Source organism: Pseudomonas koreensis (assembly GCF_024169245.1).
Lineage (GTDB): Bacteria > Pseudomonadota > Gammaproteobacteria > Pseudomonadales > Pseudomonadaceae > Aquipseudomonas > Aquipseudomonas koreensis_F.
Genome location: NZ_JALJWP010000001.1, coordinates 310,546 through 333,701, shown reverse-complemented (window position 1 = coordinate 333,701; position 23,156 = coordinate 310,546). Strand labels below are relative to the sequence as shown.

At 60.9% G+C, this 23,156-nt stretch carries 22 protein-coding genes; 12 read left to right on the top strand and 10 right to left on the bottom strand.

Annotated elements, in window-relative coordinates; all coding sequences use genetic code 11:
- The 5 genes from J2Y90_RS01535 to dksA all read right to left on the bottom strand — a co-directional run bounded on the left by J2Y90_RS01535 (position 1) and on the right by dksA (position 6,196).
- A complete protein-coding gene (locus J2Y90_RS01535) occupies positions 1-1,437 on the bottom strand; it encodes a sigma-54-dependent transcriptional regulator (RefSeq protein ID WP_253495949.1) in 1,437 nt (478 codons plus the stop codon).
- A gap of 22 nt (positions 1,438-1,459) precedes the next feature.
- A complete protein-coding gene (locus J2Y90_RS01530; protein ID WP_161806084.1) occupies positions 1,460-4,414 on the bottom strand; it encodes a sensor histidine kinase in 2,955 nt (984 codons plus the stop codon).
- Positions 4,398-4,574, bottom strand: coding sequence for a hypothetical protein (locus tag J2Y90_RS01525; protein ID WP_003176118.1), 177 nt, complete (start codon positions 4,572-4,574; stop codon positions 4,398-4,400). The genes J2Y90_RS01530 and J2Y90_RS01525 overlap by 17 nt, the downstream gene beginning before the upstream one ends.
- Before the next feature lie 77 nt (positions 4,575-4,651).
- Positions 4,652-5,548: a tRNA glutamyl-Q(34) synthetase GluQRS gene (gene gluQRS, locus J2Y90_RS01520; protein ID WP_253495947.1), complete on the bottom strand. Its 897-nt coding sequence runs from the start codon at positions 5,546-5,548 to the stop codon at positions 4,652-4,654.
- A gap of 204 nt (positions 5,549-5,752) precedes the next feature.
- A complete protein-coding gene (gene dksA, locus J2Y90_RS01515) occupies positions 5,753-6,196 on the bottom strand; it encodes an RNA polymerase-binding protein DksA (protein WP_042610464.1) in 444 nt (147 codons plus the stop codon).
- 333 nt (positions 6,197-6,529) lie between these two features.
- Between dksA and J2Y90_RS01510 the strand changes: the two genes are divergently transcribed.
- Both J2Y90_RS01510 and sfsA read left to right on the top strand, forming a co-directional pair.
- Entirely contained in the window at positions 6,530-7,699 is a 1,170-nt protein-coding gene (locus J2Y90_RS01510) for a pyridoxal phosphate-dependent aminotransferase (RefSeq protein WP_253495945.1), read from the top strand.
- Entirely contained in the window at positions 7,699-8,412 is a 714-nt protein-coding gene (sfsA, locus tag J2Y90_RS01505) for a DNA/RNA nuclease SfsA (RefSeq protein ID WP_253495942.1), read from the top strand. The genes J2Y90_RS01510 and sfsA overlap by 1 nt, the downstream gene beginning before the upstream one ends.
- On the opposite strand, the gene J2Y90_RS01500 is transcribed toward sfsA, so the two are convergent.
- Positions 8,409-8,726, bottom strand: a complete 318-nt coding sequence (locus J2Y90_RS01500; RefSeq protein ID WP_253495940.1) for a Rieske (2Fe-2S) protein — start codon at positions 8,724-8,726, stop codon at positions 8,409-8,411. The genes sfsA and J2Y90_RS01500 overlap by 4 nt on opposite strands.
- 164 nt (positions 8,727-8,890) lie before the next feature.
- Here J2Y90_RS01500 and J2Y90_RS01495 point away from each other — a divergent pair, with 164 nt between their 5' ends.
- From J2Y90_RS01495 to J2Y90_RS01480, 4 genes are read left to right on the top strand one after another with little or no spacing between them, the layout of a single operon-like run.
- Positions 8,891-9,763, top strand: coding sequence for a heme/hemin ABC transporter substrate-binding protein (locus J2Y90_RS01495; protein ID WP_253495938.1), 873 nt, complete (start codon positions 8,891-8,893; stop codon positions 9,761-9,763).
- A 50-nt stretch (positions 9,764-9,813) separates the two neighbouring features.
- Positions 9,814-10,797: a FecCD family ABC transporter permease gene (locus tag J2Y90_RS01490; protein WP_253505019.1), complete on the top strand. Its 984-nt coding sequence runs from the start codon at positions 9,814-9,816 to the stop codon at positions 10,795-10,797.
- Positions 10,797-11,564, top strand: a complete 768-nt coding sequence (locus J2Y90_RS01485; protein ID WP_253495936.1) for a heme ABC transporter ATP-binding protein — start codon at positions 10,797-10,799, stop codon at positions 11,562-11,564. The genes J2Y90_RS01490 and J2Y90_RS01485 overlap by 1 nt, the downstream gene beginning before the upstream one ends.
- Before the next feature lie 19 nt (positions 11,565-11,583).
- Positions 11,584-12,432 carry a ChaN family lipoprotein gene (locus J2Y90_RS01480; protein ID WP_253495935.1) on the top strand — a complete coding sequence of 283 codons (849 nt, stop codon included), beginning with the start codon at positions 11,584-11,586 and terminating at the stop codon, positions 12,430-12,432.
- Positions 12,433-12,749: 317 nt separating this feature from the next.
- Here J2Y90_RS01480 and J2Y90_RS01475 read toward each other — a convergent pair whose 3' ends face one another.
- The 3 genes from J2Y90_RS01475 to J2Y90_RS01465 form a co-directional block, all read right to left on the bottom strand.
- On the bottom strand, positions 12,750-13,022 hold the full coding sequence (locus tag J2Y90_RS01475) for a TfoX/Sxy family protein (RefSeq protein ID WP_016773175.1): 273 nt from the start codon (positions 13,020-13,022) through the stop codon (positions 12,750-12,752).
- A 288-nt stretch (positions 13,023-13,310) separates the two neighbouring features.
- Complete coding sequence (locus J2Y90_RS01470) at positions 13,311-13,655, bottom strand: pentapeptide repeat-containing protein (protein WP_253495933.1); 345 nt, start codon at positions 13,653-13,655, stop codon at positions 13,311-13,313.
- Between the two features lie 91 nt (positions 13,656-13,746).
- A complete protein-coding gene (locus J2Y90_RS01465; RefSeq protein ID WP_253495931.1) occupies positions 13,747-15,303 on the bottom strand; it encodes an AAA family ATPase in 1,557 nt (518 codons plus the stop codon).
- Between the two features lie 116 nt (positions 15,304-15,419).
- On the opposite strand from J2Y90_RS01465, the gene mrcB reads away from it, so the two are divergent.
- From mrcB to J2Y90_RS01450, 3 genes are read left to right on the top strand one after another with little or no spacing between them, the layout of a single operon-like run.
- Positions 15,420-17,744, top strand: a complete 2,325-nt coding sequence (mrcB, locus tag J2Y90_RS01460) for a penicillin-binding protein 1B (protein WP_253495929.1) — start codon at positions 15,420-15,422, stop codon at positions 17,742-17,744.
- Between the two features lie 16 nt (positions 17,745-17,760).
- Positions 17,761-18,510, top strand: a complete 750-nt coding sequence (locus tag J2Y90_RS01455) for a tetratricopeptide repeat protein (RefSeq protein ID WP_253495927.1) — start codon at positions 17,761-17,763, stop codon at positions 18,508-18,510.
- Positions 18,510-18,845 (top strand): YqcC family protein, encoded by a 336-nt coding sequence (locus J2Y90_RS01450; protein ID WP_253495924.1) that lies wholly within the window; start codon positions 18,510-18,512, stop codon positions 18,843-18,845. Before J2Y90_RS01455 ends, J2Y90_RS01450 begins: the two co-directional genes overlap by 1 nt.
- 131 nt (positions 18,846-18,976) lie before the next feature.
- Here the strand turns inward: J2Y90_RS01450 and J2Y90_RS01445 are convergent, their stop codons facing one another.
- Positions 18,977-19,393 (bottom strand): DUF4124 domain-containing protein, encoded by a 417-nt coding sequence (locus J2Y90_RS01445; protein WP_253495922.1) that lies wholly within the window; start codon positions 19,391-19,393, stop codon positions 18,977-18,979.
- 397 nt (positions 19,394-19,790) lie between these two features.
- Here J2Y90_RS01445 and J2Y90_RS01440 point away from each other — a divergent pair, with 397 nt between their 5' ends.
- From J2Y90_RS01440 to ilvC, 3 genes are read left to right on the top strand one after another with little or no spacing between them, the layout of a single operon-like run.
- The gene (locus J2Y90_RS01440) at positions 19,791-21,515 is read left to right on the top strand and encodes an acetolactate synthase 3 large subunit (protein WP_065616944.1); all 1,725 of its coding nucleotides are present in this window, start codon (positions 19,791-19,793) and stop codon (positions 21,513-21,515) included.
- A 2-nt stretch (positions 21,516-21,517) separates the two neighbouring features.
- The gene (gene ilvN, locus J2Y90_RS01435) at positions 21,518-22,009 is read left to right on the top strand and encodes an acetolactate synthase small subunit (RefSeq protein ID WP_003176102.1); all 492 of its coding nucleotides are present in this window, start codon (positions 21,518-21,520) and stop codon (positions 22,007-22,009) included.
- A gap of 46 nt (positions 22,010-22,055) precedes the next feature.
- On the top strand, positions 22,056-23,072 hold the full coding sequence (gene ilvC / locus J2Y90_RS01430) for a ketol-acid reductoisomerase (RefSeq protein ID WP_003228216.1): 1,017 nt from the start codon (positions 22,056-22,058) through the stop codon (positions 23,070-23,072).
- The last annotated feature ends 84 nt before the right edge of the window (positions 23,073-23,156 follow it).

Here is a 23,156-nt window from a genome sequence, read left to right as displayed (position 1 = left end):
TCAGCTCTCGCTGGCGACCCCGGTCTTGCGCCGTGGAATGCCCAGACGCTGGCGGCGTTCCCACAGGCATTTACGGCTGACGCCCAGTTTGCGCGCCAGTTCGGTCTCGGTCATGTGGTCCTGATGCTCGAGGACGAAGTGCTGGAAATAGTCTTCCAGCGACAGATCCTCGGTCGGCTCATGGCTGCTGTTGCTGGCGTTACCACCGGTTTGCGGCGGCAGACCGATGAACTCGTCGTCTTCCAGATCGCTCAGCTCGATGTCGATGCCCAGCAGGTCGGCCGAGATCTCGGGGCTTTCGCTGAGAATCACCGCGCGCTCGACGGCGTTCTCCAGCTCGCGCACGTTGCCCGGCCAGGAATAATGCCGGATCGCCTGTTCGGCATCGGCAGCAAATTTCAGGTCGGTGCGGTTGATCCGCGCGCTCTGGCGAGCGAGGAAGGCATTGGCGATTTCGTTGACGTCGGCGCCACGCTCGCGCAGCGGCGGCAGTTTCAGGGCAATCACGTGCAGACGGTAATAAAGGTCTTCACGGAACTGGCCGATTTTCGCCAGGCTCTTGAGATCGCGGTGGGTTGCAGCGATCAGGCGCACATCGACTTTCTGCGACTGCACCGAACCGACCCGGCGAATTTCGCCTTCCTGCAAGACCCGCAGCAGTCGAGCCTGGGCTTCCAGTGGCAGTTCGCCGATCTCATCGAGGAACAAGGTGCCGCCGTCCGCCGCTTCGACCAGACCGGCGCGCCCTGCGCTGGCCCCGGTGAACGCACCTTTCTCGTGGCCGAACAGTTCGGATTCGATCAGGCTTTCCGGAATCGCCGCGCAGTTCACCGAAATCATCGGTGCCTTGGCGCGTTTCGACAGATTGTGCAGGGCGCGGGCCACCAGTTCTTTACCGGTGCCGGATTCACCCTGGATCAATACGTTGGAGTCGGTAGGCGCGACCTTGCGGATCTTGCTGTAGAGGTCCTGCATCGGTGGGCACGAACCGATGATGCCAATTTCGCCGTTGCTGTTATCCACAGCGGCTTTGCCGTTGCCCGTGGCAGGCTTGCTCGCCGTGGCTTCGCCGGCCGCCGGAGCCGACTGCCGATCACGCAGGATCCGCGCAACCGCCTGGAGCATCTCATCGTGGTCGAACGGCTTGGCGATGTAATCGACCGCGCCCATTTTCATCGAGTCGACCGCCGAGCGCAGGCTGGCGTAACTGGTCATGATCAGCACCGGCGTGCCCTGGCCGAGCTTGATCAGCTCGGTGCCCGGAGCGCCCGGCAGGCGCAGGTCGCTGACGATCAGATCGAACGTAGGAATGGTGAAGCGTTCTTGTGCTTCCTGCACTGATCCGGCTTCGCTGACCTGGTACTGGTTGCGTTCCAGCAGGCGGCGCAAGGCGGAGCGGATAATGGTTTCGTCTTCGACGATCAAAATGTGCGGCATTGATTCGATACTCTCGACGGTCTCAGTTCACAGCGGACGTCGCTTCGACATGACGCGGTAAGGTCACCCGGATACGGGTGCCGCGCTGGCTTTGTACATCAGCCGGGCTGTCGATGGTGATTTGTCCATAATGCTCTTCAACGATGGAATAGACCAGTGCAAGGCCCAGACCGGTGCCTTCACCCGGATCCTTGGTGGTGAAGAAAGGTTCGAACAATCGGTCCATGATGCTCGACGGAATACCACTGCCTTCGTCTTCGACGATCAGATCGACCGTGTGTTCGCCGGCTTCGCTCTTGACCCGTACCGCACTGTGCGGCGGCGACGCGTCACGGGCGTTGGAGAGCAGATTGATCAGCACCTGGGCGAGCCGTTGCGGGTCGCCTTCGACCCAGTGGTCGGGATCGCACAGGTTGTAGAACTGCACTTCGAAATTGCGCCGGTTCAAGGCCAGCAGGCCAATCGCATCTTGAGCGACCTCTGCCAGACAAACGGGCTCGTCGCTGTGCTGATGGCTGCCGGCATGGGCAAAACTCATCAGCGACTGGACGATGCGCGAGACGCGTTTGGTCTGCTCGAGGATCTGCCCGCTGATTTCCGTCAGCTCGCCGTCGTCTTCACGCTCTTCGCGCAGATTTTGCGCCAGACAGGCGATGCCAGTAATCGGATTGCCGATTTCGTGGGCCACGCCCGCTGCGAGTCGACCGATACTGGCCAGGCGTTCGGAATGCACCAGTTTATCTTCGAGCATCTGCGTTTCGGTCAGATCCTCGACGAGTAGCACCAGGCCGCTGTTACCCGGTGCCAACGGTTCGTCGATCGCCGCTTTGTGCAGGTTCAGCCAGCGGGTCTGGCCATCGAGGGCCAGATGCTGTTTGTGCAAATGCTCGTCGGGCAGGTTGATGAAGCCTTGCAGCAACTCTTTCCACGGGTTGGCGATGGTACTCAGGCGCGAACCGACCACCCGCTGCGCAGCGATGCCGGTCAGCTCTTCCATGGCTTTGTTCCACATCAGGATCTCCTGATCCTTGGCCAGCGAGCAGACGCCCATCGGCAGTTCCTGCAAGGTCTGCCGGTGGTAGCGGCGCAGGGCGTCGAGTTCGGCGGCCAGACCTGTGAGACGCGAGTGGTAATCCTCGAGACGGCTTTCGATGAAGTGAATGTCTTCGGTGACGTAGTTTTCACCGCCAGCCTTATAGGGCAGAAAGGTTTCCACCATATCCTGGGCCACGCTCGGGCCCATCAGGCCGGACAGGTTGGCCTCGATGCGGTCGCGCAAACGGCGCAAGGCGTAAGGGCGGCGTTCGTCGAAGGGCAGATACAGATCGCGCAGCGCTTGCTCGACTTCTTTCTGCGCCGCCTTGGCGCCCAGCGGTTTGGCCAGTTGCGTGGCGAATTCCTGCGGCGAGGCGGCGTGCAATTCGCGGCGTTGCGGGCGGCGCACGTTGTCCACCGCACAGGCTTCGGCGGCGCTGGCTTCTTCCGGGCTGGCGTTGGTGAACAGCGAAATCAAAGTGAACATCAGGACGTTGGCGGCAAGCGAGGCGATGGCTGCCATGTGCCAACTGGTGTCGTCGAGCACGTAGATCATGTTCAGCAGCGGAATGTAGAAACCCTGCAGATTGCCAACCAGCGGCAGCAACATGGTCACCACCCAGACCGTGATCCCCGCCAGCAGACCGGCAATGAAGCCACGACGGTTGGCGGTCGGCCAGTACAGCACCGACAACACCCCGGGCAAAAATTGCAGGGTCGCCACGAACGCGACGATGCCCAGGTTGGCCAGATCCTGTTCGACGCCAAGCATCAGGTAGAAACCGAAACCGGCCATGATGATCGCCACGATCAACGCCCGACGGGTCCATTTCAGCCAGCGGTAGATGTTGCCTTCGGCCGGCGGTTGATAGAGCGGCAGCACCAGATGGTTCAGCGCCATGCCCGACAAGGCCAGGGTGGTGACGATGATCAGGCCACTGGCGGCGGACAGACCACCGACATAGGCAAGCAAGGCCAGCGGTTTGCTGTTGGCGGCAATGCCGATGCCGAGGGTGAAGTATTCCGGGTCGGTGGTGGCGCCCAGTTTCAGGCCGGCCCAGAGAATCAGCGGCACGGCGAGGCTCATCAACAGTAGAAACAGCGGCAGGCCCCAACTGGCACTGACCAGCGAGCGCGGATTGAGGTTCTCGGTAAATGTCATGTGATACATGTGCGGCATCACGATTGCCGAGGCGAAGAACACCAACAGCAGCGTGCGCCACGGGCCTTCCTGCAACGGCGTGTGCAGAGCGGCGAGGGCGGTCTGGTTTTGCAGCAGCCATAGTTCGAGCTGTTGCGGGCCGTCGAATACCCCATACAGCGCGTACAGGCCCACGCCGCCGAGGGCAATCAGTTTGATGATCGATTCAAAGGCGATGGCGAACACCAGCCCTTCGTGTTTCTCGCGGGTGGCGATATGCCGGGAACCGAAGAAGATCGTGAACAGAATAATCAGCGCACAGAACGCCAGCGCCACGCGGCTCTGCACGCGTTCCCCGGTGAGAATGCCGATGGAGTCGGCCACTGCCTGAATCTGCAGGGCCAGCAACGGCAAGACGCCGATCAACATGAAAATCGTGGTCAGCGCGCCGGCCCAGGTACTGCGAAAGCGGAAGGCAAACAGGTCGGCCAGCGACGACAGTTGATAGGTGCGGGTAATCTTCAGAATCGGGTAGAGCAGCACCGGCGCCAGCAGAAACGCACCGGACACGCCGAGATAGCTGGACAGAAAGCCGTAACCATATTGATAGGCCAGGCCCACCGTGCCGTAGAACGCCCAGGCACTGGCGTAAACACCCAGCGACAGGGTGTAGGTCAACGGGTGGCGAATGATCGCGCGCGGGATCATGCCCCGTTCGCTGACCCAGGCAACGCCAAACAGCGCCGCCAGGTACGCGGCGCTGATCAGGATCATCTGGGTCAGGCTAAAGCTCATCGGCATCTTTTTGGCTCTGCAGGATGAAGGTCACGACAATCAGGATCAGCCAGAGCAGATAAGGGCGATACCAGGCGCCCGTCGCGTCGATCCACCAATCCATGATGGCGGGGGAGAACAGGTAGATCCCGACGACCAAAAGCAGGACCAAGCGATAGATGTACATCCCGGCCTCTCTTTTTTATGCGCGTGCCCGAAAACGTGCGGCGATGGTAACGGATGGGCGCGCGACTGCAAGTGTCGTCATTGCAGTTGCGCTTCGGGCAGGGTCAGTCTGCGCGGGATCCTGGCGGCATCCCAGTGTGCGCTGCCCCAGGCCAGCAGTTCGCCCGGCGACGCATGGGCCAGCTCAGTGCCGGGGTTCTGCCCCAATGCACGCAAGGCTCGCAGCAGCAACGGCGTGGCCTGATCGGCTTCAAGCGGCGGCGAACGGTAGGACTTGCCGAGTTTGTTGCCGTCCGGCTGAGTGATCAATGGCAGGTGCAGATAGCGCGGCTGTTTCAGGCCGAGCAGTTCTTGCAGGTACAACTGACGCGGCGTCGAATCGAGCAGATCGGCGCCACGCACGATGTCGGTGATGCCTTGCCAGGCGTCATCGAGCACCACCGCGAGTTGATAGGCATAGAGACCGTCTCGACGACGGATGACGAAGTCGCCGACGTCGCGGCCCAGGTGCTGACGGTATTCGCCCTGTACGCGGTCAATGAAGCGGTATTCCAGCTCCGGCGCGCGCAGGCGGATCGCCGCGTCGTGCTGAGCATGCCCGGCGTTGCGACAGAACCCAGGATAAATGCCGTGGTAGGGCTCCAGCTGTTTGCGCGAGCAGGTGCAGGCGTAAGCCAGGCCATGGTTGAACAGGCTGTCGAGCACCTCGGCGTAGGCCGCGTGCCGATCGCTCTGGCGGACCATTTCGCCGTCCCATTCGAAACCGTAACTTTCCAGCGCCTTGAGAATCGCCGCTTGCGCACCGGGCTCTTCGCGCGGCGGATCGAGATCTTCCATGCGCACCAGCCAGCGCCCACCGACCGAGCGAGCGTCGAGATAGGACGCCAACGCAGCGACCAGCGAGCCGAAGTGCAGGTGGCCACTGGGGGTGGGGGCGAAGCGGCCGATGTAGGCGGGGGACGTTTTGGCGGTCATGGAAACGAAACTACTTTTCAGGCTATACGCAGGTCAACCTGTAGGAGTGAGCCTGCTCGCGATAGCGGTGTGACATTCAACCAAGATATTGACTGACCCATCGCTATCGCGAGCAGGCTCACTCCTACAAAAAGCAACGGCAGAAGCAAAAGGCAGAAACAAAAACGGAGCGTTCGCACGCTCCGTTTTTCCTTCAGGTCGCGATTACTTGCCGACCTGCTTTTCCTTGATTTCCGCCAGGGTCTTGCAGTCGATGCACAGATCGGCAGTCGGACGGGCTTCGAGGCGCTTGACGCCGATCTCGATGCCGCAGGACTCGCACCAGCCGTACTCTTCGTCCTCGATCAGCTGCAGCGTCTTGTCGATTTTCTTGATCAGCTTGCGCTCGCGATCGCGGGCGCGCAGTTCGAGGGCGAACTCTTCTTCCTGGCTGGCACGGTCGGCCGGGTCAGGGAAGTTGGCCGCTTCGTCTTTCATGTGATCAACCGTACGGTCGACTTCCTGCATCAAGTCCAGTTTCCACTTGTTCAGGATCTTGGTGAAGTGCGCGCGCATCGGAGCGCCCATGTACTCTTCACCCGCCTTCGAAACGTAAGGTTCGAAGCCGCTGATCGTCGCTTGCTGCTGTTGCTTTGCTTGGGTGGACATGAAATAGACCGCCTCTACTCTTGTAATCCATTGCGCAGGATTGCTCCATCACCGACACCTGCCGGCCCTGCGGCTGCAAGCGGGCGAACTTACCAGATCAAATCAGCCTGCGCTACTCCCGGATGTCGAGCCCCCGGCGGGTGGCGCTTGCAGATGTTTGGCAAGCCGTGTCTGTGGGAATGGAGACCTGTTCAATCACTGATTTTAGTCAATCCTGGAGCGTACGTTCAGATCGTTACAGTCCAGCGTTCTTGAGGCTGTGACCTTCACGGGTTCTCGCTCGTTCCGGCAGACAGGTAGAATCGTCTCTTTTTTCCTGTCGAAGGCAATCCAATGGCCCCCTACAGTGCGCGCAGTCGTGCGATCGAACCGTTCCATGTGATGGCGCTGCTGGCGCGGGCCAATGAATTGCAGGCCGAAGGCCACGACGTGATCCATCTGGAAATCGGCGAGCCGGACTTCACTACTGCCGAGCCAATCATTCGCGCGGGCCAAGCCGCGTTGACCGCGGGCAAGACCCGTTACACCGCCGCCCGTGGCATTCCCGAGCTGCGCGAGGCGATTGCCGGGTTTTACCAGTCGCGATACGGCCTGAACATCGACCCGCGGCGCATTCTGATCACGCCGGGCGGCTCTGGCGCGCTGTTGCTGGCCAGTGCCTTGCTGGTCGATCCGGGTAAACACTGGTTGCTGGCAGACCCGGGCTACCCGTGCAACCGGCATTTTCTGCGGCTGGTCGAAGGCGCGGCGCAACTGGTCCCGGTCGGGCCGGAGGTGCGCTATCAACTGACCCCGGATCTGGTCGAGCGGCATTGGGACCACGACAGTGTCGGCGCCCTTGTCGCTTCGCCGGCCAACCCGACGGGCACTTTGCTGACGCGCGATGAGCTGGCCGGGTTATCCACAGCGATCAAGGCCAGAAACGGGCATCTGGTGGTGGACGAGATCTACCACGGCCTGACCTACGGCACCGAAGCCGCCAGCGTGCTGGAGGTCGATGACAGCGCCTTTGTCCTCAACAGTTTCTCCAAGTATTTCGGCATGACCGGTTGGCGCCTGGGCTGGCTGGTGGCGCCCGAGGCGGCGGTCGGTGAACTGGAAAAACTCGCGCAGAACCTCTACATCAGTGCACCGAGCATGGCCCAGTACGCGGCGCTGGCCTGTTTCGAACCGGCGACGATCGCGATTCTCGAAGAGCGTCGCGCCGAATTCGCGCGCCGTCGCGACTTCCTCCTGCCAGCGCTGCGCGAACTTGGCTTCAACATTGCCGTTGAGCCGGAAGGCGCCTTTTACCTGTACGCCGATATCAGCCGTTTCGGCGGCGATGCCTTCGCGTTCTGCCGGCATTTCCTCGAAACCGAGCATGTGGCCTTCACGCCCGGGCTGGATTTCGGTCGTTATCAGGCCGGCCATCACGTGCGCTTCGCTTACACACAAAACCTCGCACGCTTGCAGGAAGCCGTGGAGCGCATTGCCCGTGGCTTGAAGAGCTGGCAAGGCTGATGCGCTTTTATCCTGCTCTGGAAGAGGCGCGGCTGATTCGCCGCTACAAGCGTTTTCTCGCCGATATCGAAACCGTTAGTGGCGAGTTGCTGACCATTCACTGTCCGAACACCGGTTCGATGCTCAATTGCCAGGTCGAGGGCGGGCAGGTCTGGTTCAGTCGCTCCAACGACCCTAAACGCAAATTGCCCGGCACTTGGGAAATTGGCGAAACCCCGCAAGGCCGGCTGTTCTGCGTCAACACCGGGCGCGCCAACGGTTTGGTCGAAGAAGCCTTGCAGGCCGGGGTGATCTCCGAGTTGAACGGCTTTACCGCGTTGAAGCGGGAAGTCGCCTATGGGCAGGAAAAAAGCCGCATCGACTTCCGCCTCGAATACCCCAGCGGGCCTGCTTATGTCGAAGTGAAGAGCGTCACCCTCGGCTTCGACGGCACGCCGGTAGCGGCATTTCCCGATGCGGTGACCCAGCGCGGGGCCAAGCATCTGCGTGAGCTGGCGCATCTGGCGCGCGACGGCATTCGGGCGGTGCAGTTGTACTGTGTAAACCTCACCGGTATCGATGCCGTGCGCCCGGCCGAGGAGATCGATTGGGCCTATGCCGAGGCGCTGCGTGAGGCGGTCGCCTGCGGTGTCGAGGTGCTGGCCTATGGCGTGCGCCTCGACCATGAAGAGATGGTCATCGACCGTCGACTCGACGTCTTGCTCAACGGTTAAACATCGACCCACACGCCTTGTGTATCTTCCCGGCATTCAATCGCCGTCAGTGATTGCCCGGCGCACGGGCCGGCAACGCATTCGCCGTCCTCGATCAGAAACAGTGCGCCGTGGGTGGCGCACTGGATCAGGCTGTTGCTGGGGTCGAGAAACCGGTCGGGCTGCCATTCCAGGCCGACGCCACGGTGCGGGCAGCGGTTGAGGTAAACATAGGCCTGCCCACCGCGACGCACGGCGAACAGCTTTTTGTCTTCGATTTCGAAACCGCGGCTGCCGGCTTCGGCCAGATCGCTGCCGGCGCAGAGAAACTTCATGGCTATCCTCTGGTGTTCGCTCGTGTCTGGATATGTCCGAGCTTGACGTTCAAATGCAAACAATTATCAAATGGCGGCCTTCTCCCAAAGGGAGTCTGGCTGTTGTCGAGGATACTTGGCTCGCTGCGCCGATGCCCGGGAAACCTTGTTCAAGGAAGCTGTTTATGCGCCTGAAAAACCGCGTTGCCATGCTGTGCGTCGGCCTTTTTCTCAGCCATCAGACGACCGCGGCGGATCTCCCGCAACGCTGGGTCAGCGCCGGCGGCGCACTGTCGGAATGGGTCAGCGCGTTGGGCGGCGAGTCGAAGCTGGTCGGGGTCGACACCACCAGCCAGCATCCGCAATCGTTGCAGGCGCTGCCGAGCATTGGCTATCAGCGCAGCCTGTCGGCGGAAGGCATCTTGAGCCTGCGCCCGGACATTCTCATCGGCACTGAAGAAATGGGCCCACCGCCGGTTCTGGCGCAAGTCAAAGCCGCCAAGGTGAAAGTCGAGTTGTTCTCGGCGCAGGCGGATCTGCCGACGCTGGAAAAAAATGTCATTCATCTTGGCCAGTTGCTCGGCGCGCAACAGCAGGCGGCGCAGTTGCTGCAGACTTATCAACAGCAACTCCAGGCGCAGGCTGCCCGCGTTGCCCAAGTGCAAACCACACAGAAAGCCCCAGGCGTCCTGCTATTGCTCGGGCACGCCGGTGGCAAGCCGTTGATTGCCGGAAAAGACACGGCCGCCGATTGGCTGCTGCAACAGGCTGGCGGACACAACCTTGCGACGCATACCGGCTACAAACCGTTTTCTGTGGAATCTCTCGCCAGCCTAGATCCCGAAGTGCTGGTGTTCGCCGACCGCGCGCTGAGCGGTGACGCGGCAAAAGCCGCGTTATTCAAGGAAAACCCGATTCTCAGTTCCAGCCGTGCGGCCAAGAGTGGGCGGGTGATGGAGCTGGATCCTACGCTGCTGGTCGGCGGGCTCGGGCCGCGTCTGCCGGCTGCTTTGCAAACCCTGACTGACGGTTTCTACCCGGCCAAGGGCGGCCAATGACCACACTGGTCAAACCCCGTGGCCTGTTCATCGGCCTGACCCTCCTGTGTCTGCTGGCGATCTGGCTGTCGTTGGCATTGGGGCCAGTGAGCCTGCCGCTGTTCGATACCTTGCGTGCGGCGCTGCGTCTGATCGGCGTGCCGCTGGCGCCGGACGGCCTGGAGCAGGCTGAGCTGATTCTCGGTCAGATCCGCCTGCCGCGAACCTTGCTCGGCTTGGCGGTCGGCGGGGTGCTGGCGCTGTCCGGGGTGGCGATGCAGGGTCTGTTTCGTAATCCGCTGGCCGATCCGGGGCTGGTCGGGGTGTCCAGTGGCGCGGCACTCGGCGCGGCGATTGCGATTGTTGGCGGCTCGTTCTTTGGCGGCCTGCCGGAGTGGTTCGGCCCTTACCTGTTATCGGTATGCGCTTTTCTCGGCGGGCTCGGGGTCACGGCGCTGGTCTATCGCCTGGGCCGGCGCAACGGTCAGACGCATGTGGCGACCATGTTGTTGGCCGGTATAGCGCTGACGGCACTGGCCAGTTCGGCAGTCGGTCTGTTCACTTATCTGGCCGATGACGCCACGCTGCGCACCCTGACATTCTGGAACCTGGGCAGCCTCAACGGCGCCAGTTACGCACGACTATGGCCACTGCTGATCATCACCGTCGGCGTGGCGCTGTGGCTGCCGCGTCGGGCCAAGGCATTGAATGCGTTGTTGCTGGGTGAATCCGAAGCCGGGCATCTGGGCATCGATGTCGAACGGCTCAAGCGCGAACTGGTGTTCTGCACCGCGCTCGGCGTTGGCGCGGCGGTGGCGGCGGCGGGCATGATCGGTTTTGTCGGACTGGTCGTGCCGCATCTGGTGCGTCTGCTGGCCGGCCCCGATCACAAAGTTCTGTTGCCAGCCTCGGTGTTGGCGGGTGCGAGCCTGTTATTGCTCGCCGATCTGGTGGCGCGGCTGGCGCTGGCGCCGGCGGAGTTGCCAATTGGCATTGTCACCGCGTTTATCGGCGCGCCGTTCTTCCTTTACCTGCTGCTGCGAGGGCGTGCCTGATGTTGTCTGCGCACAATCTGCACGTTCGCCGTGGCCGCAAGGCTGTGCTCAGCGGCGTTACGCTGCAACTCGAACCCGGTGAAGTGCTTGGCGTGCTGGGGCCGAACGGCGCCGGCAAAAGCACATTACTCGGCGCCTTGTGCGGAGAATTGCTCGCCAGTGACGGCAATGTTTCGCTCGACGAGCAGGCGTTGGGTCACTGGAGCGGCACGCAGCGGGCACAACGACTGGCGGTGCTGCCGCAGGTTTCGACACTGGACTTTGCCTTCGCCGTTGAAGAGGTCGTGGGAATGGGCCGTTTGCCCTACCAGACCGGGCGCGTGCGTGATGACGAAATTGTCGCGGCGGCGCTGGCCGCTGCCGATGCCGGGCACCTGAGCGGGCGCAGTTATCTGGCGTTGTCCGGTGGTGAGCGTCAGCGCGTGCATCTGGCTCGGGTGCTGGCGCAACTCTGGCCCGGTCAGGTTGGGCAAACCTTGTTGCTCGACGAACCGACGTCGATGCTCGATCCGCTGCATCAGCACACCACCTTGCAAGCGGTGCGCGAGTTTGCCAATCGTGGCGCGGCGGTGCTGGTGATCCTGCATGATCTGAATCTGGCGGCACGCTATTGTGATCGCGTGCTGTTGCTGGAAGAGGGGCGCCCGGTTGCGCTGGATACTCCGCAGCAGGTGCTGCGCCCGGATACGCTAAAAGCTGTGTTCGGCCTGGAGGTTTTGGTGCAACCGCACCCGGAGCGTGGGCATCCGCTGATCATCGCCCGCTGATCAATCATCGAGGTGTCGCATGCGTGGATTGTGGTTGTGGGCGCTGGTGTTGCTGGCGGGCTGTCAGCACGTGGTGGCTCCGCCGGTGAGCGGGGAAATCCGCGATCTGCGCAGCGGCGAGATGCTCACCGCGGAGCAACTGCTGACGCGTCTCGCTGAACCTGAACGCTTGATCATTGGCGAGCAGCATGACAATGCCGATCATCATGCCGCGCAATTGTGGCTGTTGCAGACGCTTGGCGAGCAACGAGCGCAAGGCAGTCTGCTGCTGGAAATGCTCGTGCCGGACCAGCAGGCGAAAGTCGACGCGCTGCGCCAGGCGAAATCCGTTCCGACTGATCTGCCTGCTGCATTGGCCTGGCAGGAGGGCTGGGACTGGAATCTTTACGGGCCGATCGTGCGCTTCGCCCTGACGCAGCCGTATCCGCTGCTGGCGGCCAATCTCGATGACAGCGAAATCCGTGCGATCTACCGTAAACCACCTGCCCTGAACGGTCCGCGCAGTAACGCGCTGGCGGTGAGAAACACGTTGCTTGGACAGGTCAGTGAATCTCACTGCGGCTTGCTGCCCGAATCACAGATGCCGGCGATGTTGTCGATTCAGCAACAACGCGATCGACGTATGGCCGAACGCATGCTGGCGGCGCCGACACCTGGGATTCTGTTGGCCGGCGCTTGGCATGCGCGCAAGGATGTTGGCGTGCCGCTGCATCTGCTGGATCTGGGCGCTGGTAAGGCGCCGACCGTGTTGATGCTGGCCGAGCAGGGCGATGCGGTAACGGCGGCGATGGCCGATTACGTCTGGTACACGCCTGCCACGCCAAAGCCGGATTACTGCGAGCAGATGCGCCAGCAGTTCGGCAAATGACTTTTCTGCGGGCAAAAAAAGACCCGGTAAAAACCGGGTCAAATAACCGTGATTAGCCTGATGAGGAGATAATCTGAGAGTCCGAACCAAGGGCTTTTCAGAATATCGACTGATCTCGCGACCAGTTGTGATAATCATAGCGATTCTCATTACCGAGTCAATCGCTGTTTTTGCAAATCTGTAATTTAGTTTTACGAGCGGCTGCAAGGCCCCCGCAAACACGGGACGTCAGCGATCTTCGGATTGCTGCGGGTCATGCTCAAACACAGACGGTGTTGGTCGATTGATCCCCCAGTGAATACATGGCGCTAGCCTGTTCAGTTCTTGTGGCGCGCGGAGATCGCTTCGAGCTGTTTGTTCAAGGCGTCCTTGCGCTCAGCGGGGATGTCGTTCCAGTGCACGTCCATCAACGCGCCCTCGATCGCATACAACAATACCTTCGAAGCGCGAAACCCGCGGGTACGCACGGCCCGGTAGGCATCCACCGCACCGAGGCGACGCAGGTCCGAGGCGCTGTGGATGCCCACGGCATGCAGCCATTGCGCCGACGTCTTGCCAAGATTTTTCAGGTGTTGCAGTTCATCATTCATCAAGCCTCCTTGCGACGGCCGAATGGTGCGTGGGCGAGCTTCTCAGGAGTGTAGCCATCAGTAGGAAAAGCGTGGTTGTTTGGTCGGATTCGACGCAAAAGCTTCTAAGAAAGGGGTGTGAAAGACCTGCGAACGCAGAGGGAAGGGGGTAGAAGGTTACCAATGTGGGAGCGAGCCTGCTCGCGAAGACGGTGTGTCAGGCAATAACGATGTCGACTGACACTACGCCTTCGCGAGCAGGCTCGCTCCCACAGGGGAAAGGCGTGGTGTCAGGAAGATTTCCAGATATCAGCGTGTGCGATACCGCAACCGCGTGCCGAAATTCATCGACATCAGGATCTCGTCAGCACTCAGCTCCGGCGGAAAGTACGCACCGGAAATCTGTGCATGGGCCAGGCTGGCACCTTCGAGCGAGGCCTTGCGAAAGTCGATGCCGCGCAGATCGGCGGAGCGGAAGTACGCATCGCGGAAATCCACGTTATCGGCGTTCAGTTCACGCAGGTCCAGACCTCGGAAATCGCCGCCGACCATGTCGATGGGGGCATCCTGTGGACGTTCCTTGTTGAAGCCTGAGACGTCATCTTTGTGCAGCAGGGCGTAAAGCGGAGTGTCGAGCAGTTTCGGCTGGCTCATGTCAAATCACCTGTTGGTTTTATGACGCCATTATAGTGCCACTATTTGACGGCCGTGAAGCGAGCAAGGGCTTCACGGCCGAAATAGTTTTTTACAGACCTGGCAGGCGCTGACGGATCTGCGCGACCACGGTGTCCAGCGTTCCGGATTCATTGGTCTGCACGCGTTTGCTGCGCAGGATTTCTTCCGGCGTCAGCGCTTCGCGGTTGGCCTGCTGTGCCTCGATGACGGCGAGGGTGGCGTCGGACGGATCCTTTCGATCGGCCTGACGCATCGCCAGCCAGCTTTCGATCACCGCTTGCGGGGCGTTGCAGTCGAGGATCAGGAATGGCGTGCCGGTGGCTTCGGCAATTTTCGCTGCGTTGTCGCGCTGCTCACGCTTGAGATAGGTCGCGTCGATCACCACCGGGAAACCGGCGTGCAAAATCACCTCGGCGATTTCATGCAGGCGCGCGTAAGTCGCGGCGCTGGCGTCGGCGCTGTAAATGCCGGCCTGCACATCGTTGGCAACGCTCTGCTCACCGAACAGGCGCTTGCGCTCGACATCCGAACGCAGGCGAATCGCGCCCAGCGCTTCGACCAGACGCATGGCCACGTGGCTTTTGCCAACCGCGGAGACGCCGTGGGTGATGGCCATGAAGCGCGAAGGAATGGTGCTGTAGCTTTCCGCCAGGTTGGCGTAGTTGCGGTACTGGCGCAGGGTGGTGGCGCGCTGCACCGCAGTCGCCTCCGCCGGCATGCTGAACAGTGCCACCTTGGCCCGCACCAGAGCGCGGTAGGCTTTATAGAAGTTCAGCACTTCCACGCCCTGATAGTCGCCGGTCAGTTCCAGGTATTGGCTGATGAGGCGACGGGCCAGCGATTTCAAACCGCGGTCTTCCAGATCCATCGCGAGGAAGCCGGTATCAGCCCAGACGTCGGTGAAACGGAATGGCTCGTTGAACTCGATGCAGTCGAAGATCACCACGTTGCCATCGATCACGGTGGCGTTGCCCAGGTGAATGTCGCCGTGGCATTCGCGGGTGAAACCTTGGGCCTTGCGCTCGGCGAACAACGGCTTGAGGCGTTCGAAGCTGCTTTCGGCCCAGGCTTTCAGTGCCTCGAGTTGCAGCAGGTCGTTCTTGTCGCTGAGGAACGGCAGGATCTGCTCGAAGTTCTGCGAGACTGGCGCCATCACGCTGTCCGGAGTGCCGGCGTCGTGCTCGGCCGGGACTTTCGGGGCATTGAGATGGAAATGGGCGATCTGCTCGGCCAAGGCATCGATGTGCTGAGTGGTCAGCTCGCCGTTGGCTTGCAGGGTGCTGAGCAAGCCGCTCTGCGGGAACTGGCGCATTTTCAGCACATATTCGATAGCCGGCCCATCGCCGCCCAGTTGCGGTGCTTCGACGCTGCCGGTGACTGGCAACACGTCCAGATACAAATCAGCGGTCAGACGCTGATTCAGGCGCAGCTCTTCCGCGCAGAAATGTGCGCGTGCGTCGAGGCTGGTGAAGTCGAGGAAGCCGAAATTTACCGGCTTCTTCACTTTATAGGCAAAGGGCCCGGTGAGAATCACCCAGGAGATGTGGGTTTCGATGACCTGAAACCCTTCGACGGGATGCGGGTAGAGGGCCGGGTTTTGCAGGGCAGCGATCAGGGACTGGCTCACGGGCGATCCTTCAGAGGCGGGGGAATTCGAGGCGGCCATTATGGCTGCTTGCCCGCCTGACGCAAACCTCCGCGCGTGCCTGTTGAGGATCGATAAAGTGCGTATAATCCGCCGCCATGACTCGATCCCGATCCCCCCGTACCAAGAAAAAACCACCAGCCAAGGGCCTTAGTCCATGGGTGAGCTGGGCCATTAAACTCAGCCTGGTCGGCCTGGTAGTGCTGGCCGGCTTCGCCGTTTACCTCGATGCCGTGGTGCAGGAGAAGTTCTCCGGCAAGCGCTGGACCATCCCGGCCAAGGTATACGCGCGCCCGCTCGAGCTGTTCGTCGGACAGAAGCTGAGCAAGGACGATTTCCTCACCGAACTCGATGCCCTCGGCTATCGCCGCGAAGCCGTGAGCAATGGCCCCGGTGCTGCCGCCGTCAGCGGCAATACGGTCGACTTGAACACCCGTGGCTTCCAGTTCTATGAAGGTCTGGAGAAACCGCAGCCGGTGCGCGTGCGTTTCTCCGGCGATTACGTCGCCGAGCTGTCCGCGACCAACGGTTCGAAGCTGTCGGTGGTGCGCCTCGAACCGCTGATGATCGGCGGCATTTACCCGAAAAATCTTGAAGACCGCATCCTGATCAAACTCGATCAGGTGCCGCCGTACCTGCTCGAAACCCTGATCGCCGTCGAAGACCGCGATTTCTATAGCCATTGGGGCGTGTCGCCGAAATCGATCGCGCGCGCGGTGTGGATCAACACCTCCGGCGGCAAGATGACCCAGGGCGGCAGTACGCTGACGCAGCAGCTGGTGAAGAACTTCTACCTGACCAGCGAACGCAGCCTGACCCGCAAGCTCACCGAAGCGATGATGGCGTTGCTGCTCGAACTGCATTACGACAAAAAGGAAATTCTTGAGGCCTACCTCAACGAAGTCTTTGTCGGCCAGGACGGTCAGCGTGCGGTGCATGGTTTCGGTCTGGCCAGCCAGTTCTTCTTCGGCCAGCCATTGTCCGAGCTGAAACTGCATCAGGTGGCGTTGCTGGTCGGCATGGTCAAAGGGCCGTCCTACTACAACCCGCGCCGCAATCCGGAGCGCGCGCTGGAGCGGCGTAATCTGGTGCTCGACGTGTTGGCGCAGCAAGGCGTAGCGACCGCCGAACAGGTCGAAGCGGCGAAGAAAATGCCGCTCGGTGTGACCACGCGCGGCAAGCTCGCCGACAGCTCGTTCCCCGGCTTTATCGATCTGGTCAAACGCCAGTTGCGCGAAGACTACCGCGACGAAGACTTGACCGAAGAAGGCCTGCGCATCTTCACCAGTTTCGACCCGATCCTGCAGATGAAAGCCGAAGCTTCGGTCAATGACACGTTCAAACGTCTGGCCGGGCGCAAGGGTTCCGATGACGTCGAAGCGGCGATGGTCGTGACCAACCCGGAAACCGGCGAAGTCCAGGCGATGATCGGCAGCCGTCAGGCCAGTTACGCCGGTTTCAACCGCGCACTCGATGCGGTGCGTCCGATTGGCTCGCTGATCAAACCGGCGGTGTACCTCACCGCGCTGGAGAAACCGAGTCAGTACACGCTGACCAGCTGGCTGTCGGACGATCCGCTGTCGGTCAAAGGCGCCAACGGTCAGGTGTGGAAGCCGCAGAACTACGATCGCCGCTCCCACGGTACGGTGTTCCTCTATCAGGGCCTGGCGCATTCCTACAACCTGTCGACCTCGCGACTGGGCCTGGAAGTCGGTGTGCCGAACGTGCTCAAGACCCTCGGTCGCCTCGGCGTGACCCGTGAATTCCCGGCGTTCCCGTCGATGCTGCTGGGTGCCGGTGGCATGACGCCGATCGAAGTGGCGACCATGTATCAGACGCTGGCCAACGGCGGCTTCAATACGCCGATGCGCGGTATTCGCAGCGTGTTGACCGCCGAGGGCGAGCCGCTCAAGCGTTATCCGTTCCAGATCGAGCAGCGTTTCGATCCGGCCTCGATTTACCTGATCCAGAACGCCATGCAGCGGGTGATGCGTGAAGGTACCGGCAGTTCGGTTTATAACGTGCTGCCCAAGACCCTGACACTGGCAGGCAAGACTGGTACCAGTAACGACTCGCGCGACAGCTGGTTTGCCGGTTTCAGTCAGGATCTGCTGGCGGTGGTCTGGCTCGGCCGCGATGACAACGGCAAGACGCCGTTCACCGGGGCGACCGGTGCGTTGCAGGTCTGGACCAGTTTCATGCGCAAGGCCGATCCGCTGCCGCTGGACATGCCGCAGCCGGACAACGTCGTGCAGGCCTGGGTCGATTCACGCACCGGCCAGGGTTCCGATGCCAACTGCCCCGGCGCGGTACAGATGCCGTATATTCGCGGCAGCGAGCCGCCACCCGGCGCCGCGTGCGCAAGCGAAACACCTGCCTCGCCGGAATCGGTGATGGACTGGGTCAAGGGCTGGATGAATTAAGCAAAGAGGGTTTCAAGTGAACAAGTGGTTGATTCCAGCGGTGACCGCCGTGGCTTTGCTCAGCGGCTGCTCCACCGTACAGCGTGGTTCGATTCCCGTGGTGGATTCGGGCACAGCCGTGTCCAACAGTGAACGCATCGGCGCCAATGGCGGTTTCCGCCAGACCACGGTCAAGCGCCCGGCGCAGGGCCAGACTCAGGCGATTCCGCAGGGCGATACCGGCGTGGTGGTGATGGTGCCGGGCGGCGGTGCGGCGGTGTCGACACCGATCAGCTCTTCGCCGATCGTCCCGGGTCCGGCATCCGGCGGCATCACGGCGGGGCCGTACAACCCATCGGCGGTTGAATCGGCGCCGGTCAACTCCGGCAGCTACAGCATGCCGTCGACGCCCAGTGGCATTCCTTCGGCCAGCAGTGGCGGTGGCCTGTCGGCGGATGAGCAACTGGACGGCCCGGTACTCGCCTTGCTGACTACAGCGCAACAGCAGCAGGCCGGTGGTGACTTGAACGGTGCCTCTTCCAGCCTGGAGCGGGCGCAACGTGTTGCCCCCCGTGAGCCACAAGTGCTTTACCGTTTGGCGCAGGTGCGCATGGCCCAAGGCGATGCGCCGCAGGCCGAGCAGTTCGCCCGTCGCGCGCTGACCATGGCCAACGGGCGTCCGGATCTGCAAGCCAGCCTGTGGGATATCATCGCCCAGGCACGTGAGAAACAAGGCGATGCCGCCGGCGCTGCTCAGGCCCGTCAGAAGGCCAAGGTTTCCCTGTGATGGATGCGCGCTTCCCGAAAATCGCCGATCAGCTGTTGCTGATCGAGCGAGAGCTGCGCACCCAGGGGTGGTGGGATGAGGTTCAGCCGTCGGCCGAAGCCCTGAGCAGTGTCGAGCCGTTTTCGGTCGACACGCTGGACTTCGAGCAATGGCTGCAATGGATCTTCCTGCCGCGCATGAAGATGATCCTCGAACAGGACCTGCCTTTGCCGAACGCCTCGGGCATTCAGGAAATGGCGGAAATGGTTTTCGCCCAGCGCAATCTTGGCGGCAAGGATCGGCAGTTGCAGGTGCTGCTCAAAGAGTTTGACATGCTGATTACTGCATCCCGCTGAATACGGTTGGGTAGGAGCTGCCGAAGGCTGCGATCTTTTGATCTTGCTTATGCAAAAACAGGATCAAGAGATCGCAGCCTCGTTGCACTCGTCAGCTCCTACACAGCTCTCACACAGATCCGGCAGCGTGCCTACGAGCAATTCTCGGCAATCTGCTTCTGCGCTTCAACGATGCGCTCCTGACGCTGCGCGTCGTCGAGCCGCCGCAAATCCCCCTCGACCTCTTCCCGCAAACGCGGATTGTTCTGCAATTGCGCGAGATTCGTGCGTGCCTGCTCGCAGAATGCCTTGAGTTGCGCCTGCTGCTCGGCGACCTGTTTCTTCACCTTGGTATCAATGGCCTTCTGATCGCCGAGTACGCCGCCGCCCGGCATCGGCGCGGCTTTCGGCGCAGGCGGGGAGGGCGTCTGTACGGTCGTCGACGGTTGGCCCTGCGGCGGCTGTGCATCGAAATGCGTGACGCCCTGAGCATCGACCCATTTGTAGATTTGAGCGGCCGAGCACCATGGGCTGACGCCGATCAGCAGAGTGAGGAGGAGCGTTCGCATGCTGATTCCTTGGTAAAAATGCGCAATTGACGCTAACAGAGTAGCGCTTTTCAGGTTTTTTCTTGCGTTCTCATGTGCTTACCCACAATTAACCGCACAGACGACTTGACTTGCAGAGGGCGAAACAGAAGAATCCAAAGTCCGCTGTAGAGGGACTGCCAGAAGCAGACCCACTCGGTAGATCATGAGGCGCACATCCGCGCCGACCTGTTACACCCGCAACGCGTTACCTCGCGCTGGGTGGGAAAAGCCCGCAACACTTGGGACGATCCCAATACTTGCTCAGTCAGTGCTGACGTAGTCGGCGACCACCGTCGCTCATGCTCTGCCGAGAAGTAAACCTATTAAGACCCGCCCCTTTTGTGGACGGTATTCTGGCGTTTTAGAGGTGAACAACGTGGAGCTTTTATCTGGCGGTGAGATGCTCGTCCGCTTTTTGCGTGACGAAGGCGTCAAATATATCTACGGGTACCCGGGTGGTGCTCTCCTGCATGTTTACGATGCCCTGTTCAAAGAACCGGAAGTGACCCACATCCTGGTTCGTCACGAACAAGCGGCGACCCATATGGCTGACGGCTACGCCCGTGCCACCGGTAAAGCCGGCGTGGTACTGGTGACTTCCGGTCCAGGCGCCACAAACGCCATCACCGGTATCGCCACCGCCTATATGGACTCGATTCCGATGGTGATCATTTCCGGTCAGGTGCCAAGCACCATGGTCGGCACCGACGCGTTCCAGGAAACCGACATGATCGGGATCTCCCGGCCGATCGTGAAGCACAGCTTCATGATCAAGCACGCTTCGGAAATCCCGGAAGTCATGAAGAAGGCCTTCTACCTGGCGCAATCCGGTCGACCGGGCCCGGTCGTGGTCGATATCCCGAAAGATATGACCAATCCGGCCGAGAAGTTCGAATACGTCTTCCCGAAAAAAGCCAAGCTGCGTTCCTACAGCCCGGCCGTTCGCGGTCACTCCGGGCAGATCCGCAAAGCAGCAGAAATGTTGTTGGCAGCCAAGCGCCCAGTGCTGTACTCCGGCGGCGGCGTGATCCTCGGCAACGGCTCCGCGCAACTGACCGAACTGGCGAAGATGCTCAACCTGCCGGTGACCAACACCTTGATGGGCCTGGGTGCATTCCCTGGCACTGACCGTCAGTTCATCGGCATGCTCGGCATGCACGGCAGCTACACCGCCAACCTGGCGATGCACCATGCCGACGTGATCCTCGCGGTCGGCGCACGCTTCGACGATCGGGTGATCAATGGCCCGGCGAAATTCTGCCCGAACGCCAAGATCATCCACATCGACATTGACCCGGCTTCGATCTCCAAGACCATCAAGGCCGATGTGCCGATCGTTGGCCCGGTCGAGAGCGTCCTGACCGAAATGGTCGCGATCCTCAAGGAAATCGGCGAGACCCCGAACAAGGAGTCCGTGGCCAGTTGGTGGAAGCAGGTTGATGAATGGCGCGGCGATCGCGGTCTGTTCCCTTATGAAAAGGGCGACGGCAGCCAGATCAAGCCGCAGACCGTGATCGAAACCCTCTGCGAAGTGACCAAGGGCGATGCCTTTGTGACCTCCGACGTGGGTCAGCACCAGATGTTCGCTGCGCAGTACTACACGTTCAACAAGCCTAACCGCTGGATCAACTCCGGTGGTCTGGGCACGATGGGCTTCGGTCTGCCGGCAGCGATGGGCATCAAACTGAGCTTCCCGGATGACGACGTTGCCTGCGTCACCGGCGAAGGCAGTATCCAGATGAACATCCAGGAGCTGTCGACCTGCCTGCAATACGGCTTGCCGGTGAAGATCGTCATCCTCAACAACGGTGTGCTGGGCATGGTTCGCCAGTGGCAGGACATGAGCTACGGCAGCCGTCACTCGCACTCCTACATGGAATCGCTGCCCGACTTCATCAAGCTGGCTGAAGCCTACGGCCACGTTGGCGTACGCATCACCGAATCGAAAGATTTGAAGTCGAAGATGGCCGAAGCGTTTGCCATGAAGGATCGCCTGGTGATCATCGATGTTGCGGTCGACACCAGCGAGCACGTCTACCCGATGCAGATCAAAGACGGCTCCATGCGCGATATGTGGCTGAGCAAGACGGAGCGTACTTAATCATGCGGCACATTATTTCCCTGCTTCTGGAAAACGAACCCGGCGCTCTGTCTCGCGTAGTCGGCCTGTTCTCGCAGCGCAACTACAACATCGAAAGCCTGACCGTGGCCCCGACCGAAGACCCGACCCTGTCGCGTCTGACGCTGACCACCGTGGGCCACGATGAAGTGATCGAGCAGATCACCAAAAACCTGAACAAGCTGATCGAAGTGGTCAAGCTGGTGGACCTGTCGGAAAGCGCTCACATCGAGCGTGAACTGATGCTGGTCAAGGTCAAGGCCACTGGCGCCCAGCGCGCCGAGATCAAACGCACCACCGATATCTACCGTGGACAGATCGTGGATGTCAGCGCCAGCGTGTATACCGTTCAGTTGACCGGTACCAGCGACAAGCTCGACAGCTTCATTCAGTCCATCGGCACCGCATCGATTCTGGAAACCGTCCGCAGCGGCGTGACCGGCATCGCTCGCGGCGACAAAGTACTCAGCATCTAAACCAAATTAGCGCATGGCCTGAACGGCCGGATATAAGGGGAAATTCATGAAAGTTTTCTACGATAAAGACTGCGACCTGTCGATCATCCAGGGCAAGAAAGTTGCCATCATCGGCTACGGCTCCCAGGGCCACGCCCAAGCGTGCAACCTGAAAGACTCCGGTGTCGACGTCACCGTCGGTCTGCGTAAAGGTTCGGCCACCGTTGCCAAAGCCGAAGCTCACGGCCTGAAAGTGACCGACGTTGCTTCCGCCGTAGCGGCTGCCGACCTGGTCATGATTCTGACCCCGGACGAATTCCAGTCCTCGCTGTACAAGAACGAAATCGAGCCGAACATCAAGAAAGGCGCCACCCTGGCCTTCTCCCATGGCTTCGCGATTCACTACAACCAGGTCGTTCCGCGTGCCGACCTCGACGTGATCATGATCGCGCCGAAAGCTCCGGGCCACACCGTACGTTCCGAATTCGTCAAGGGCGGCGGTATCCCTGACCTGATCGCGATCTACCAGGACGCCTCGGGCAACGCCAAAAACGTTGCACTGTCCTACGCGGCAGGCGTCGGTGGTGGTCGTACCGGCATCATCGAAACCACTTTCAAGGACGAGACCGAAACCGACCTGTTCGGCGAACAAGCCGTTCTGTGCGGCGGTACCGTTGAACTGGTCAAAGCCGGTTTCGAAACCCTGGTTGAAGCTGGCTACGCGCCGGAAATGGCCTACTTCGAGTGCCTGCACGAACTGAAGCTGATCGTTGACCTCATGTACGAAGGCGGTATCGCCAACATGAACTACTCGATCTCCAACAACGCCGAGTACGGCGAGTACGTGACCGGTCCGGAAGTGATCAACGCCGAATCCCGTCAGGCCATGCGCAACGCCCTGAAACGTATTCAGGACGGCGAATACGCCAAAATGTTCATCAGCGAAGGCGCAACCGGCTACCCTTCGATGACCGCCAAGCGTCGTAACAACGCCGCTCACGGCATCGAAATCATCGGCGAGCAACTGCGCTCCATGATGCCGTGGATCGGTGCCAACAAGATCGTCGACAAAGCCAAGAACTGAGTCGTCGTCCCTTGTACGAAAAACGCGGCCTCGGCCGCGTTTTTTCGTTTGGGCCGGTGCTTCTGGTATAAAGCTGCATCGTTT